Consider the following 14,981-nt stretch of genomic DNA (forward strand, 5'->3'; position numbering starts at 1 on the left):
TCTCACCTCCTTTTCAGACAGTTTTACGTTAAGGTATACCCTAAAAGTGTTGACTCTTTTCATGGAAATTCAGGAAACCCCATTGCGAAACCTTTACTGGACACGACATACTGAAAACAATTCAAAGAAATGGGGAGTGACGATGACTTATTTTGGTCAGAAAATTTTACCGTCCGTCAGGAAACTTGAGGACTTTGAAAAAATGCTGAAAAGTCCGTATGAATACGGAGTGTTACTCGAGATGCACGTCTCGCGTTTGAAGTCGGTTTATGAATTAGCCAATCGATATGATAAAAAAATGTTTTTGCATATGGATTTAGTTCAAGGACTAAAAAATGATGAATATGCGACGGAGTACGTCTGTCAGGAATTAAAGCCATATGGTGTCATTTCAACGAAAGCGAGCGTCATCTTAAAGGCGCGTCAAAAGAAAGTTAAAACGATGCAACGGATGTTTCTGCTCGATTCCAGTTCACTCGAAAAAAGTTATCAATTGATGGAGCGGACTCAGCCTGATTATATCGAAGTGTTACCCGGATTGATGCCAAAATACATTGAAGAAGTTAAACGAAAAACGGGACGACTCGTTTTTGCGGGTGGATTGATTGATACGGTCGAGGAAGTAGAACAAGCGATTGCAGCGGGTGCGTCGAGTATTACGACGTCCAATAAAGAGTTGTGGCGACATTTTGAACCTGAACGATGAAAGCGCTATGATAAAACGCACAAAAAGTGTTTGACAGCGTTTTCATCGATTGTTATAGTGACATTAAGTTAATACACAGTGACGGAGAAATCGGAGATTCACGCTTTTATTCCCTTTGAGTAATTCTCAAGAGGGAGGAAGTGTGAATCTCTTTTTTTGTTGCTATTTTGATAAAAGGGGGAATAGAACATGTCAGCAGTACTAGCAGAATTTTTAGGAACAGCCTTACTTGTTGCGTTAGGTAACGGAGTCGGGGCAGGGGTTTCGCTATCAAAGTCGTATGCTAAAGACGCTGGATGGATTGTCATTACGTTTGCTTGGGGATTTGCGGTAGCGTTGTCCGTCTATGCCGTCGGTCAGTTCAGTGGAGCCCACTTGAACCCTGCCGTCACACTCGGATTAGCCTTTGACGGTTCATTTGCTTGGGCAGATGTACCAGGATACATGATCGCGCAGGTCTTAGGTGGAATCGTCGGTGCCAGTATCGTTTATCTTCATTACTTACCGCACTGGGCAGAAACAAAAGACCCGGCAACAAAATTGGGTGTTTTCGCAACGTCACCCGCTATTCCACATACATTCGCAAACGTTGTCAGTGAATTGATTGCTACGTTCCTGCTCGTCGTCGGAATCTTATCGATTGGTGCTAATACGTTCTCAGATGGTTTGAATCCACTCATCGTCGGCTTTTTGATTGTTAGTCTCGGTATGTCATTCGGGGGAACGACAGGCTATGCAATGAATCCGGCACGTGATTTAGGACCGCGGATCGCACACTTCATTTTACCGATTGCAGGAAAAGGATCATCGAATTGGGGTTACGCTTGGATTCCAGTACTCGGTCCCGTATTAGGCGGAAGCTTAGGTGGATTATTTTATCGGTCTGTTTTCTCAGGCAAGGATACACCGGCCTTCATTATCGTCGGACTTGTGACAATTGTCATTTTAGGTTTATGCTATAAATTCGGTATTCGTCCGAATAAAGAAACGTCAGTAGCGTCAAAGTCAGCTTAACTTACTAGATACAAAGGATGGGGAAGAGATGGAGAACTACATTTTATCATTAGACCAAGGAACAACGAGTACACGAGCGATTCTGTTTAACCAAGCAGGGGAAATCGTTCATTCCGCCCAACGTGAATTCACGCAGTATTTTCCAAAACCGGGTTGGGTCGAGCATAATGCGAATGAAATCTGGGGTACAGTCCTTGCAGTTGTCGCAACATGTTTAACAGAAGCGAACGTAAAAGCGAATCAAATTGCTGGAATCGGGATTACGAACCAACGTGAAACAGCAGTCGTTTGGGAAAAAGAAACGGGTAAGCCAATTCACAACGCAGTTGTTTGGCAATCCAGACAGACAGCTGAAATCTGTGAAGAGTTACGTGAAGCGGGTCATGGTGAATTGTTCCGTTCAAAAACTGGTCTTTTAATTGACGCTTACTTCTCAGGTACAAAAGTCAAGTGGATCCTCGATCACGTCGAGGGGTCACGAGAACGTGCAGAACGAGGAGAACTCTTATTCGGAACGATTGATACGTGGTTGATTTGGAAGTTGTCAGGTGGAAAAGCGCACGTGACAGACTATTCAAATGCCAGTCGGACATTGATGTACAACATTCATGAACTGAAGTGGGATGACGAATTACTTGAGATTCTTGATGTGCCTAAAGCCATGCTTCCTGAAGTCCGTCCGTCGTCTGAAATTTATGCGAATACAGCAGGTTATCATTTCTTCGGTGAGTCGGTTCCGATCGCTGGAGCAGCAGGCGATCAGCAAGCGGCATTATTTGGTCAAGCTTGTTTTGAAAAAGGAATGGCGAAAAACACATATGGTACAGGATGCTTCATGTTGTTGAACACAGGAGAAAAACCAGTCGTTTCGGATCACGGCTTATTGACGACGATCGCTTGGGGTGTCGACGGAAAAGTCGAATATGCACTCGAAGGAAGCATCTTCGTTGCCGGATCAGCAATTCAATGGTTGCGCGACGGCTTACGTCTCATTAATGATGCGAAGGAAACGGAAGCTTACGCAAAACGTGTCACTTCTTCAGACGGCGTCTATGTCGTTCCGGCATTCGTCGGACTCGGGACACCTTACTGGGATAGCGACGTCCGTGGAGCAGTCTTCGGCCTGACGCGTGGAACAGAAAAGGAACACTTCATTCGTGCGACACTCGAGTCGCTTGCGTATCAGACACGCGACGTCTTGACGGCGATGGAGCAAGATTCAGGAATTGAAATGTCGGCACTTCGTGTTGATGGTGGTGCTGTTAAAAATGATTTCTTAATGCAGTTCCAAGGCGATATCATCAATGCACCAGTCGAACGTCCGGAAATCAATGAGACGACGGCACTTGGTGCTGCATATCTTGCAGGACTCGCAGTCGGATTCTTTAAGGACAAAGAGCAAATCGCGGCACATTGGAAAATGGATCGTCGTTTCGAACCAGAGATGGATGGAACAGAAAGCGATGCATTATATGACGGATGGAAAAAAGCTGTCCAGGCAACGATGTTGTTTAAATGATGTGACATATGTTATATTGGGTATAAGTTAATAAACCGGTCGGAGAATATGGAGAGACCACAACAGCAGTTGGCATAGTCAGCTTGTTCGTTGTGGTCTCTTTTTTTCTTTTTCGAACCTAACAGGAGGAACTATTCATGGCTAACCAATCTTTTTCAAGCAAAAACCGTACAGACGTCTACAATCGATTGACGCGTGAAGAACTTGACATACTCGTCGTCGGTGGCGGAATTACAGGCGCAGGAATCGCACTCGATGCTGCGTCACGCGGCATGAAAATCGGTCTCGTTGAAATGCAAGACTTTGCAGCCGGGACGTCAAGTCGTTCAACGAAACTCGTCCATGGTGGTTTACGTTACCTGAAACAATTTGAAATTCAAATGGTCGCTGAAGTCGGGAAAGAACGAGCAATCGTCTATGAGAACGGACCACATGTTACGACACCGGAGTGGATGTTACTACCGATGCATAAAGGTGGTACATTCGGACCGTTCAGTACGTCAATCGGACTCCGTGTCTACGATTTCCTAGCGGGTGTCAAACGTTCAGAATGGCGTTCGATGTTATCTGCAAAAGAAACACTCGCAAAAGAACCGTTAGTCAAACAAGACGGATTAAAAGGTGGCGGCTATTACGTCGAGTACCGGACAGATGATGCACGATTGACGATTGAAGTCATGAAAGAAGCCGTCAGTCACGGAGCACGTGTCGTCAACTATACGAAAGCTGAAGAAATCATCTACGAAGCAGGTAAAGTCGTCGGTATGCGTGTGACAGATCTCTTAACAGGAGATGTTCATGAAATCCGTGCTAAAAAAGTTGTGAATGCGACAGGACCATGGGTCGATGAGTTACGTGAGAAAGATGGTTCAAAAGTCGGGAAACAACTTCGTTTGACAAAAGGGGTTCACGTTGTCATCGACCAATCTAAATTCCCACTCAAACAAGCAGTCTATTTTGATACACCAGACGGTCGGATGATTTTCGCGATTCCACGTGACGGTAAAGCATATGTCGGAACAACCGATACGTTCTTCGATAAAGATACAGCGCATCCGAAATTCACTGTCGAAGATCAAGATTATGTCTTAGACGCGATTCGCTACATGTTCCCAGAAGTCAAAGTCACGGCGGAAGACGTCGAGTCAAGCTGGGCTGGTGTTCGTCCATTGATTTATGAAGAAGGGAAAGATCCTTCTGAAATTTCACGGAAAGATGAAGTATGGCAGTCAGAGTCAGGACTCATCACAATCGCAGGTGGTAAATTGACAGGATACCGCAAAATGGCAGAGCATGTTGTCAACTTGGTCGCGAAACTATTAAAAGAAGAAACGAACCGTGCCTATGCGCGTTGTTCAACAAAAAATATGCCAATCTCAGGTGGACATGTCGACGGAGCAAAAGGTTTCGAACGGTTCTTGAAATCGCAAGCACCAGCAAACGGACTCACTTCAGAAGAAGTCTTGTTCCTTGCGCAACGTTACGGATCAAACATCTCTGAAGTATTGACGTATGCTGCAGCTTACGATCAAGCAGAAACAAAACTTCCGCGTGATGTCTATGCACAGCTCCATTATGGAATTGAGCAAGAAATGGTCGCACGTCCAATCGATTTCTTTATTCGTCGGACTGGCGCTGTCTTCTTCAATATCGCTTGGGCACGTCAGTATAAAGACGCAGTCATCGAAGAGATGAAACAACACTTGAACTGGACGGAAGAACAAACGAAACAGTATACAGAAGAATTAGAAATTGAAATTAACGATGCGTCACACGCACTCGTTACTGAAACAGCTTCTGCCGCTAACTGAATGAAATAAGTGTGTAATGCCCCCGACGACACGTCGGGGGCATTTGAGGTTGTAGACAAATGCTTATGAAGCGTGAACATGCGATATCGAGATGCTATCAACTCGCGATTCCCTGTCCCGCCTCGTTTTCCAAGTGGCAATCGATCGCGCCGCTACAGCAAAGTTGCAGGAGCGCGACCGATTGCTTTTCGCGGTCTAAAGCGATTCAAGACGGATTGTGCTCTAAACCGTATGCATGCCTTTCCCTCACGGTATCACCTAAAAAGCGTCACGTGTCGTTGACTCCTACGGGTGAAAGTGCGTGTTTAACGCACTTTCAGAGGCAGGCAAGACCCTGCTCGTTGTCCATTAGGATCAAGGCGCAATGGCTTGCGCCTCACCCGAGGAAAGCAACGAAAAAAACCGCTTTTATTTCTCGAGATCACTTTATCTACACGTTGTAATGCTCCCTACAATACGTCGGGGGCATTTTTCCATGACTTGAAATCAGATTAATTGCAAGAGGTGTCGCTGAGGATTATGCTTAGTCCATACTGAAAAATCAAAGGGAGTTGGAATGAAATGAAAGTAGAAGTATGGTCAGATTACGCGTGTCCGTTTTGTTATATCGGGAAAAAACGTCTAGAAAAAGCAATTGAAGCGAATGGAATGAAAAATGTCGAGGTCGAATTTAAAAGTTTTGAACTCGATCCGAATGCACCGGCTGAACCGACGAAAGGATTATATGAAATTCTTGCTTCGAAATACGGTACGACAGTCGAGGAAGCACGTAATATGTCACAAGGCATCGTTGAGTCAGCGAAAGCTGACGGATTAATGTACGAAATGGATCGTGTCGTTCCTGCCAATACATTTGAAGCTCATCGCTTGACTCAACTCGCGAAAAAACATGGTAAAATGGATGAGATATCGGAAGCACTCTTTCAGTCTTACTTCATGAAAGGGGAGAACTTGAACGATCCGTCAATCTTGACGCGCGTTGCGCAGGAAGTCGGACTCGACTCAGAAGAGGTTGAGGCATTCCTTGCATCAGATACTTCAACAACTGAAGTCCGGGAAGAAGAAGAGATGGCACGCGAACTTGGTGTGACAGGAGTTCCCTTCTTCGTATTTGATCGTAAATATGCGATTTCAGGGGCGCAACCCGTTGAAGCGTTTAGCCAAGTGATGGACCGGATTCAAGCGGAACAAAAGATTGAAGTCGTAGCAGATGGTGATGCTTGCGGAGTCGATGGTTGTAACTAAAATCCAGGCTAACAAAAGGAGAACGTACCCTACATGAAACTTATCTTTCACCCTGAAATTCGAGATGCGCGGATTAACCTTGCTGTCGAAGAATTCATCTTGAATAACTTGAACGTCAATGAAGAAGACTATTTTTTATTTTATATCAATGGTCCTTCCATCATCGTCGGAAAAAATCAAAACACGAATGAAGAAGTCAACTTGAAGTACGTCGAGGATCATGGCATTCACGTCGTGCGTCGTCTATCTGGTGGTGGAGCGGTTTATCACGATGAGGGAAACTTGAACTTCAGTTTCTTGACGAAAGATGACGGTGATTCGTTTAATAACTACAAAAAGTTCACGGAGCCTGTCGTGCAAGCCCTTCACAAACTGGGCGTGGAAGCTGAGCTATCTGGGCGAAACGATATTCATGTCGGAACGCGTAAGATTAGTGGGAATGCTCAGTTTACGACCCGTGGACGGATGTTTAGCCACGGGACATTGATGCTTGATTCGAATATTGAAGAAGTCGTCAATGCGTTAGTCGTCAGCGAAGAAAAAATGCGATCAAAAGGAATCAAATCAGTTCGTAGTCGTGTCGCCAATATTTCTGAATTCTTAACTGAACCGTTGACGATGGATCAATTCGTTGATCATCTGCTCGCTTCGATTTATGAAGGAAAAGAAATCGAGCGTTATACGTTGACGGAAGCAGACTGGGAAAAGGTTAATGCGATTTCAGCAGAACGGTATGGCAACTGGGACTGGAACTTCGGCAAGTCTCCGAAGTTTGATGTCATCCATAAAAAACGTTTCCCGATCGGAACGATTGATTTCCGGCTTAATGTTACGAAGGGCATCATTCAAGAAGCGAAAATCTATGGAGATTTCTTTGGTGTCGCGGATGCCTCGGAAATTGCTCAAGCATTAGAAGGAAAACGATACGACCGTGCGTCATTGCGGGAAGTATTAAGTCAGTATGAATTAAAAAAATATTTTGGTGCTGTCGAACTAGACGAAGTACTCGACGTTTTAGCATAAGCTTTTTTGGGAAAACTCTCTCTATCAACTTGCATAGGGGGAGCTTTTTTTATGGGCTACAATAAAGATAACTTTTTAGAAGGTACGTTAGAGGATTTCATCAATTTTGAACAGGTCTCAGAAGGGTTACCAAAAACAGAGGATAATCAACCGCTCCCTTACTATGAACGTGACGATTATCGTGCGGCCGGGAAATTAAAAGGCAAGGTCGCAATCATCACTGGTGGTAATTCCGGAATCGGACGTGCCGTATCGCTTGCCTATACGCTTGAAGGTGCGAAAATCGTCATCGCCTTCTATGGCGACCAAGAGGGCGCGGAAGAAACGAAAGCGCGTGTCGAAGAGCTTGGTGGGGAAGTGCTCCTGTCTAAAGGAGACATTGGAGACGCAGCTTATTGTGAAGAACTCGTTCAAAAAACAATCGACAAATTTGGCCGCCTCGATATTGTCGTCAATAATGCGAGTATGCAAAAACCAGAAGACTCGCTTCTCGATATTGAAGACAAGTCGCTGGAGAAGACATTCAAAACAAATATTTTTGGAATGATGCGTCTTGCACGTGCTGCTTTACCACACCTCAAGCAAGGATCTGCCATCATCAATACAACATCATCAACAGCATATGAAGGCAATGCCCTTCTGATTGATTATTCTTCAACAAAAGGGGCGATCGTCAGCTTCACGCGAAGTTTATCCATGAATCTCGCAAAACAAGGGGTTCGTGTCAATGCTGTCGCACCAGGTCCGATTTGGACACCGTTGATCACGGAGACGTTCCCGGATGAATCGGTAAAAACGTTCGGTAAAAATACACCGATGGATCGACCGGGCCAACCGGCAGAAATGGCATCCGCGTACGTGTTCTTAGCATGTAATGATTCGAGCTATATGACAGGACAAGTGCTTCATCTCAATGGTGGTGTCATCATCAACGGATAATGATAAAGAACGTGAAAACGTTTCCATAAAATGATATACTATCCATACTAACGCAAGCGTTATGTATGGATTTTTTTTGCGTAAAAAATGAATGGTTGTTCATTTGAAGGGAGAAGTTAATGATGATGGGATTGATTCATTCTGTAGAGGAGACCGCCCGGAGAAGTCCGGATGCAGTCGCCTACGTCTTCGAAGACACGAAAGTCAGTTATCATGAGTTTGTCGAAAAGTTCCACCGGGCAGCAGGGGCATTAGAAGCGAACGGGATTCGCAAAGGAGATCATGTTGCATTGATACTTGGGAACAGTCCAGCGTTTTTAGTTGGGTATTATGCCATCATGAAGCAAGGGGCGATTGCGATTCCAATCAACCCAACATATACACCGGATGAAATCGGGTACATTTTGATGAATGGGGACGTTAAAGGAATTCTTGGGATCGCTCCGCTCGTCGAAGCAGCAAAAGCACGGTTAGTTCATTTACCGAACTTATCCGTTGTCGTATCGGTGCCGTTTAACGGGGTAATTGGCCCAAGCGAAAAAATCGGGAATGTTGAATTTACGACGTTAGAAGACTGGCTTTCCATCGAACATCCGGTCAAAGACGTGATGAATGAACTCGATGATACGGCAGTCATTTTGTATACGAGCGGAACAACAGGGAAACCGAAAGGCGCCATGCTCTCACACCGTAACTTAACATCAAATGCACAATCGATTGGTGAATACTTAAATGTGTCAGAGCGCGACCGGACGCTCGCTGTGTTACCGATGTTCCATGTCTTTTGCTTGACGGTCGTCGTTAACGCTTCACTTGCACACGGAGCATCAATCATCATTGCACCACGTTTTTCACCGCAAGAAACGTTTGAACTGGCGAAAAAAGAGCAAGTTACGATTTTTGCCGGCGTACCGACAATGTATAATTTCCTTCTTCAGACGGTTCAAGCCCACCCGCATTTTGCAGATTACTTTGCGTCGAGCCGATTATTCGTTTCCGGTGGAGCGAGCTTACCGGTTCCTTTACTTGAATCATTTGAAAAGACGTTCAACTGTCACATACTAGAAGGATACGGCCTATCAGAAGCCTCACCCGTCACGTGCTTCAATCCGTTAAATGGAATCCAAAAGCCGGGGTCGATCGGTCCGTCCATCATCGATGTCGAAAATAAAATTGTGGACGAACTCGGACAAGAATTACCGGATGGTCAAGTCGGAGAGTTAATTGTCCGTGGACCGAATGTCATGACGGGCTATTATAAGATGCCGGAAGAGACACAAGCGACGCTACGCGACGGTTGGTTATATACGGGAGATCTCGCGAGAAGAGACGAGGACGGTTATTTTTATATCGTCGATCGGAAAAAGGATATGATTATCGTTGGTGGTTACAATGTCTATCCACGTGAAGTCGAAGAAGTGCTCTATAAACATCCAGGGGTCGTCGAAGCTGCCGTAATCGGTGTACCAGATGAAGAGATGGGAGAAGCCGTCAAGGCATTTATCGTGTTAAAAGATAGCGTCACAGAAGCAGACCTTCTCGATTTTTGTGCGATTTCACTCGCGAAATACAAGTGTCCGACACGTCTCGAATTCATTGATCAATTGCCACGCAATACGACCGGAAAAATTTTACGGACCGTGTTGAAAAAACAACCATCCAATTCATGACATCCTTCTTAACCGACGACGTTCAAGCGTGAACATCGTCGGTTTTTTAGTCTATTCATGAAAATGAGAGGTTTTTGAAGGCGCGTTTGAGTGCATATACTCTAGAGAGGAGGACGATAAAATGAACATTGCATTGATTGCACATGACGAGAAAAAAGATGAGATGATCATGTTTGCCCGGGCCTACCAGGACTATTTAGCAAAGAATCAATTGTACGCCACGGGGACGACAGGGAAGCGGATCGTCGAAGCGACGGCGCTCGACGTACACCGCTGTAAATCTGGACCACTTGGTGGCGATCAAGAAATTGGCGCGATGGTTGCTCGAGGGGAAATTGACATCGTGATCTTTTTACGTGATCCGTTGACGGCACAGCCTCATGAACCGGATGTATCGGCCTTGATTCGCTTATGTGATGTCTATGACTTGCCGTTAGCGACAAATGTCGGGACGGCTGAGATTTTAATTAATGGGCTTGAACAAGGTGATTTTAAATGGCGTGAAATTATTCAAAAGCGACGGGAAGAGGAACAAGATAAATTTTCTTCGTAACAAACTGCTTGAGAACGCTTCTCATTTTCGTTTCATCGTGTTATAGTCGTATTGAAGATGATACTGATTATCAATTGCGATAGAAAAGGGCGGCGAAAACAATGGAAATCATTTTAATGACAGGTGTCACGGTCTTACTCGGTGGAGGAGCAACCTTCTTAGCACATATTGTAAAGACGGAACGTCGTCATATTGCGACAGATGTTAAAACGAACGTAGAACGTGCAACCTATCCATCGTTGCGCCTCGTAAAATAAATAGTGTTACTGACTAAACGCGCCTCTTTTTGGATAAAAGAGGGCGTTTTTTTCACATTTGGAGTGTTCTCACATAATTGTGCGGAATTCCTTTGATACACTACAAAAAAAGGACTTAGTCAGGAGTGACAGTGATGCATACGATTTATTTAGTGGATGATGAAGTGAATCTGAACCGCGTGCTCGTAAAATATTTAGAACAAGAAGGATGGCAAGTGAAATCGTTCACCTCTGGGGAAGCGGCAGCTTCAGCGATTATTGAAAAGCCTGATTTATGGGTGCTCGATATTATGTTACCGGATATGGACGGATTTCAGTTGATTAAACGAATCAAGGCACATGATGAGACGACACCTGTTATTTTCATCTCTGCCCGAGACGAAGATATCGACAAAATCATCGGCTTAGAAATGGGCTCGGATGATTACATCGCGAAACCGTTTTTGCCAAGAGAACTTGTCATTCGTGTCAAAAAAATCTTAGCGCGCGCCTATGCGACACCAAAAACAGGAGTGATTCAGTATGGCGATTATACAATCTATCCTGAAAAACGAGTCATCGAAGAAAATGGTCAAGAAATTGATTTGACCTCAAAAGAGTATGATTTGTTGATTTTATTTGCGACACAAATCGGGACGCCAATGTCCCGTGAACAGATTCTTGTCAGTGTCTGGGGTGATGATTACTTTGGTTCCGATCGTGTCGTCGATGATTTAGTTCGACGAGTCCGGAAAAAATTATCCAAACTTGAACTAGAGACGATTTATGGGATTGGCTACCGGTTGGTGTCTGCATGAAGAATCGGAGTTTGGGATTTCAGATTTGGGCGATGTTTCTACTCGTCATCGCAACGCTCTCGATCGTTATCCTTGTCGTCATGCGGTCATCGATTGGAAACTTTATTGATGAACAGGTCTATTCGACGTTAGAAAACAGTGAAGTCTTCTTTTCAAAAGATGCTTCTGTCATCGACATGTTGCAGGACAATCCAATTGAATTTGATCGTCGAAAACAGGAGTCGCGTTCCGTTAATATTTTGTTGCTTTCGAAAAATGGGAAACTCTATTATGGGGGAGCCCCGCAACAATTGATTGATCAGATGTATCGTGATGCGATCAATCAAAAAGCAGAAACGGAAAAATATACGACGCAACTTGATAAAGAAGACGTCTATTACAGCATTCTCAAGATAGAATCGGAAGGGGAGACGTATTATCGTGTCTCTTATGTCTGGGATGCCTATCGTCAAGAACTGATTACGCAATTGTTTTCAAAAATTGGCTGGGTCGTCGTAATTGTGAGTATCTTGACATTGTTCATCGCTTTTTGGTTAGCACGTCGCTTGACGCAACCATTGATTGAAATTGAAGGTGCAGTCGGAAAGATTGCAGCGCAACAGTGGAATACGCCACTTCCTCTTGATCGCGGAGATGAAATTGGTCGTTTGGCACGATCGGTCAATGCCATGCGCGTCGATTTAGAAAAGCAGGATAAAGCACAAAAAGCGTTGTTACAAAATATTTCACATGACCTGAAGACACCAATCATGGTCATTCGCAGTTATGCACAGTCCATTTCTGACGGGATTTATCCGGATGGTGATTTGACGGGTTCGGTCTCAGTAATTGAGGAAGAGGCCGAGCGGTTAGAAAAGAAAGTCGCTGCCTTGCTTTATGTGACGAAATTGGATTACTTTGAATTAGATCGTTCTACATGGGATACGATTGATTTAGACCGAATGGTTCATTTACTACAAAGTCGTTTTTCAAGTACAAAGCCGCTTTCGTGGACGATTACAGGGGAAGCCGGTCTTGTACTTGGCGAAGGAGAACAATTACGGGTTGCACTTGAAAATGTAATTGATAATGCGATGCGATATGCTGAGACATCGATTGATATTCGTTTATCCGGGACCGAAGAGATAGCTCAAATCGAGATTGAAAACGACGGTCCACCACTCGATTCATCATCACCACTTTTTCATCAATTTTCACGTGGTAAAGAAGGTAAATTTGGTCTAGGTCTTTATATCGTAAAACGTATCGTTGAGCGTCATGACGGGGAAGTTTCAATCGAGAACCAAGCAGTGGGAAATGGAAAAGATAAAGTTTGTGTGATTTTCAAATTCCCACGTCATTTTAAGCCAGAGATGGACCAATCAACGAAAGAACTTTAAAAACGAGATAGCGATATCTCGTTTTTTATATTGGGAAATATCGAACAGTCGAGGGCGTACAGGTGGGTTCTTTGATATAAACAAAGTAATAGAAGAAGGGAGATAGTAGGATGCCACATAACATCACGGAAGAAACGTTAGCTCTTATTCCTCAGTACGGTCAATACGGGGAACCGCAAACACTACTTATTAAAGAACGGTCGGAACTTGTGCTCGAAGGACATCCGATCAAACTGATTGAAGAATCATGTTTGTATTTTGGTTCTTCGATGCGAGGAAGAATTGAAGCAGCACGACATATCTTAGGACCAAACCGAAAAACGCCGGTTTTAATTGATTGGCAAGCACAAACCATCTTCTTTCCGACGACAGCTAAAGAAAAGGCGGAGTGCATCTGGATTAACTTTAAACAAATGAAGACCGTTAAGAAGAGTGGCGGAAAGGTGCAAGTCGAGTTTCAAACAGGACAGCGGATTGATACGGCCGCATCTGCCTATAGTATTGAACGACAGCGGATTAAAACCCTAGAATTAGCTTACGAAATGCAACGACGCTTCCAGGGAACGGGACATGAACACGTTTAACAAGTGCAGAAAAGTGGAACACTCTAACAGGAAACGTTACCAATGAGAGCGAAATGAACTTGAGTAGAAACTGAATGCGCATTGAAGGGGAGGTGAAGCGACCGATCTGGTCGCTACACGATGAATGAATCATATGAATGGTTAAACCGTAGAAAATTACAGCCGGGCTTCGGTGTTAATGGAGGACGCCGTTTTATTAGTTCACGGATCGTCCGTCCAGAAAACACGCCCGGCAAACGAATTAAAGATATTAAGCGAACACGCCAACTCATCGTCGACGAGGCAGGAAATCGACGTTGGGTGACAAAGCGAGTAGTCGTCACAGATGCATCAAAACATATGACGATTAACCGCCGCACATCGATTGCGCAAAAAGAAGTAACAGAATCTCGCTTAGAGCAAGTGAAGCAAAAATTATCTTCGAAGAAAGTATTGATTCCCGTTTTAGCGGCGACAGGGCTTGCCGTTGCCGGAGGGGTACTCGCATATGTACTTCGTCGCAAAAAAAGAAACACTCCCGAGAGTGAATAAACAAGCGTATAAGAAAAAAGCCGCGTCCCTCATTTAATCCAGGGACGCGGCTTTCTCTATACATAACCTATCTTAAAGGAAACGTTTTCGAATCGAAGTTGAGAGTGCTTTCTCTGCAATTTCTTCGAGCTGTTTCAAATTCGTCGCGTCAAAACTATCATTATAGAAGCGACCAACGAATTCGACACGATCATAATCGAGTTCCTTGAAAATCAAATGCTTGTGGTCATCATAAAAGACGACACGGAAGTAATCAGAACCGCGCTCTAATGTGACGAGCCCTTTAATATGTTCGAGTTTCTTTTGCTCGTCAGACTTTTCTTCTTCAACCGGTTCCTCTGCAGTTTTCGCCTCTGCTTGTTCGAGTGCCGATTTCACTAAATCAGGTTTCTTATCTTGTTCTTCAGTCATAATTATCGCCTCCATCTTTCATTTTACATGGAAATGGACAGATGAGAAAGAAAAATCCCTCACGGTTCCTGATGAGCCTCACAAATCCGTAAGACGTTTAATGCACCAATTCGTAAGCGCTCCATCAAACGTTCAGCTACAGCTCGATTGGAAATTGTCTCATAGATGGCCACTTCCATCAACTCCATCCAGCGAAAGGCGTGTTGCTGTTCAATTGGTAAGAGTCGGTGAATCATCGCTAAATTCGTCCGCGAATCATCTAACTCATATTGGCGTGGACCACCTGTTAAGTGTGTCAAAAAAATAACTTGCGCCTGCTCGACACGTTGACGATCATCAGGGAAAATCGGACGAAGTATGGGGTCGGCATAAACAAGTTGATAAAAGCGAGCGACTAGCTGTTCAAGCATCGGTTGTTTTCCGATGTCATCATATAGCATGGTATTCCTCCTGTCTAACTAATTTTAATTGGCTTCAGTGTAGCAAAAATAAGTAGAAAAATATAGCTTCAAAAACGGACGTTTGTTCGTGTTTTATGAGAT

16 protein-coding genes are annotated in these 14,981 nt (G+C 44.3%); 14 read left to right on the top strand and 2 right to left on the bottom strand.

All coding sequences use genetic code 11. The features are described 5' to 3' along the window. Window positions 1-142 precede the first annotated feature (142 nt). The 14 genes from KNP94_RS00345 (at window position 143) to KNP94_RS00410 (ending at window position 14,028) form a co-directional block, all read left to right on the top strand. Window positions 143-706: a glycerol-3-phosphate responsive antiterminator gene (locus KNP94_RS00345; protein ID WP_088836476.1), complete on the top strand. Its 564-nt coding sequence runs from the start codon at window positions 143-145 to the stop codon at window positions 704-706. Between the two features lie 189 nt (window positions 707-895). After that, entirely contained in the window at window positions 896-1,720 is an 825-nt protein-coding gene (locus KNP94_RS00350) for an MIP/aquaporin family protein (RefSeq protein WP_214802676.1), read from the top strand. Window positions 1,721-1,748: 28 nt separating this feature from the next. Beyond that, entirely contained in the window at window positions 1,749-3,239 is a 1,491-nt protein-coding gene (gene glpK, locus KNP94_RS00355) for a glycerol kinase GlpK (protein ID WP_214765506.1), read from the top strand. A gap of 137 nt (window positions 3,240-3,376) precedes the next feature. Further along, window positions 3,377-5,050, top strand: coding sequence for a glycerol-3-phosphate dehydrogenase/oxidase (locus KNP94_RS00360; protein ID WP_088836478.1), 1,674 nt, complete (start codon window positions 3,377-3,379; stop codon window positions 5,048-5,050). Window positions 5,051-5,611: 561 nt separating this feature from the next. Beyond that, entirely contained in the window at window positions 5,612-6,295 is a 684-nt protein-coding gene (locus tag KNP94_RS00365) for a DsbA family oxidoreductase (protein ID WP_215115079.1), read from the top strand. 33 nt (window positions 6,296-6,328) lie between these two features. Next, window positions 6,329-7,318, top strand: coding sequence for a lipoate--protein ligase (lplA, locus tag KNP94_RS00370; protein WP_029332843.1), 990 nt, complete (start codon window positions 6,329-6,331; stop codon window positions 7,316-7,318). Window positions 7,319-7,369: 51 nt separating this feature from the next. Beyond that, entirely contained in the window at window positions 7,370-8,257 is an 888-nt protein-coding gene (locus KNP94_RS00375; protein WP_088836480.1) for an SDR family oxidoreductase, read from the top strand. A gap of 125 nt (window positions 8,258-8,382) precedes the next feature. Beyond that, entirely contained in the window at window positions 8,383-9,927 is a 1,545-nt protein-coding gene (locus KNP94_RS00380; protein ID WP_214765571.1) for a fatty acid--CoA ligase family protein, read from the top strand. A 121-nt stretch (window positions 9,928-10,048) separates the two neighbouring features. Continuing rightward, window positions 10,049-10,480 (top strand): methylglyoxal synthase, encoded by a 432-nt coding sequence (locus KNP94_RS00385; protein WP_088836481.1) that lies wholly within the window; start codon window positions 10,049-10,051, stop codon window positions 10,478-10,480. A 101-nt stretch (window positions 10,481-10,581) separates the two neighbouring features. Next, on the top strand, window positions 10,582-10,737 hold the full coding sequence (locus KNP94_RS00390) for a hypothetical protein (RefSeq protein WP_167331094.1): 156 nt from the start codon (window positions 10,582-10,584) through the stop codon (window positions 10,735-10,737). 131 nt (window positions 10,738-10,868) lie between these two features. Beyond that, entirely contained in the window at window positions 10,869-11,534 is a 666-nt protein-coding gene (locus tag KNP94_RS00395) for a response regulator transcription factor (RefSeq protein WP_088836482.1), read from the top strand. Window positions 11,535-11,545: 11 nt separating this feature from the next. Next, complete coding sequence (locus KNP94_RS00400; RefSeq protein WP_239456836.1) at window positions 11,546-12,913, top strand: HAMP domain-containing sensor histidine kinase; 1,368 nt, start codon at window positions 11,546-11,548, stop codon at window positions 12,911-12,913. Window positions 12,914-13,023: 110 nt separating this feature from the next. After that, window positions 13,024-13,497 carry a competence protein ComK gene (locus KNP94_RS00405; protein ID WP_034801199.1) on the top strand — a complete coding sequence of 158 codons (474 nt, stop codon included), beginning with the start codon at window positions 13,024-13,026 and terminating at the stop codon, window positions 13,495-13,497. A 120-nt stretch (window positions 13,498-13,617) separates the two neighbouring features. After that, the gene (locus KNP94_RS00410; protein ID WP_029332849.1) at window positions 13,618-14,028 is read left to right on the top strand and encodes a hypothetical protein; all 411 of its coding nucleotides are present in this window, start codon (window positions 13,618-13,620) and stop codon (window positions 14,026-14,028) included. 72 nt (window positions 14,029-14,100) lie between these two features. On the opposite strand, the gene KNP94_RS00415 is transcribed toward KNP94_RS00410, so the two are convergent. Together KNP94_RS00415 and KNP94_RS00420 are read right to left on the bottom strand one after the other, a co-directional pair. Further along, on the bottom strand, window positions 14,101-14,439 hold the full coding sequence (locus KNP94_RS00415) for a hypothetical protein (protein ID WP_029332850.1): 339 nt from the start codon (window positions 14,437-14,439) through the stop codon (window positions 14,101-14,103). Window positions 14,440-14,498: 59 nt separating this feature from the next. Next, window positions 14,499-14,879 carry a truncated hemoglobin gene (locus KNP94_RS00420; protein WP_214765503.1) on the bottom strand — a complete coding sequence of 127 codons (381 nt, stop codon included), beginning with the start codon at window positions 14,877-14,879 and terminating at the stop codon, window positions 14,499-14,501. Window positions 14,880-14,981 lie beyond the last annotated feature (102 nt).

The organism is Exiguobacterium sp. s80 (assembly GCF_018618725.1).
Lineage (GTDB): Bacteria > Bacillota > Bacilli > Exiguobacteriales > Exiguobacteriaceae > Exiguobacterium_A > Exiguobacterium_A oxidotolerans.

Bases quoted from the DNA above. Each gene is read 5' to 3' on its own strand.
- KNP94_RS00380 (WP_214765571.1), top strand. From the start codon at position 8,383: ATGGGATTGATTCATTCTGTAGAGGAGACCGCCCGGAGAAGTCCGGAT.
- lplA (WP_029332843.1), top strand. From the start codon at position 6,329: ATGAAACTTATCTTTCACCCTGAAATTCGAGATGCGCGGATTAACCTT.
- KNP94_RS00415 (WP_029332850.1), bottom strand. From the start codon at position 14,439: ATGACTGAAGAACAAGATAAGAAACCTGATTTAGTGAAATCGGCACTC.
- KNP94_RS00405 (WP_034801199.1), top strand. From the start codon at position 13,024: ATGCCACATAACATCACGGAAGAAACGTTAGCTCTTATTCCTCAGTAC.
- KNP94_RS00350 (WP_214802676.1), top strand. From the start codon at position 896: ATGTCAGCAGTACTAGCAGAATTTTTAGGAACAGCCTTACTTGTTGCG.
- KNP94_RS00410 (WP_029332849.1), top strand. From the start codon at position 13,618: ATGAATGAATCATATGAATGGTTAAACCGTAGAAAATTACAGCCGGGC.
- KNP94_RS00375 (WP_088836480.1), top strand. From the start codon at position 7,370: ATGGGCTACAATAAAGATAACTTTTTAGAAGGTACGTTAGAGGATTTC.
- KNP94_RS00365 (WP_215115079.1), top strand. From the start codon at position 5,612: ATGAAAGTAGAAGTATGGTCAGATTACGCGTGTCCGTTTTGTTATATC.
- KNP94_RS00420 (WP_214765503.1), bottom strand. From the start codon at position 14,879: ATGCTATATGATGACATCGGAAAACAACCGATGCTTGAACAGCTAGTC.
- glpK (WP_214765506.1), top strand. From the start codon at position 1,749: ATGGAGAACTACATTTTATCATTAGACCAAGGAACAACGAGTACACGA.
- KNP94_RS00345 (WP_088836476.1), top strand. From the start codon at position 143: ATGACTTATTTTGGTCAGAAAATTTTACCGTCCGTCAGGAAACTTGAG.
- KNP94_RS00360 (WP_088836478.1), top strand. From the start codon at position 3,377: ATGGCTAACCAATCTTTTTCAAGCAAAAACCGTACAGACGTCTACAAT.
- KNP94_RS00390 (WP_167331094.1), top strand. From the start codon at position 10,582: ATGGAAATCATTTTAATGACAGGTGTCACGGTCTTACTCGGTGGAGGA.
- KNP94_RS00385 (WP_088836481.1), top strand. From the start codon at position 10,049: ATGAACATTGCATTGATTGCACATGACGAGAAAAAAGATGAGATGATC.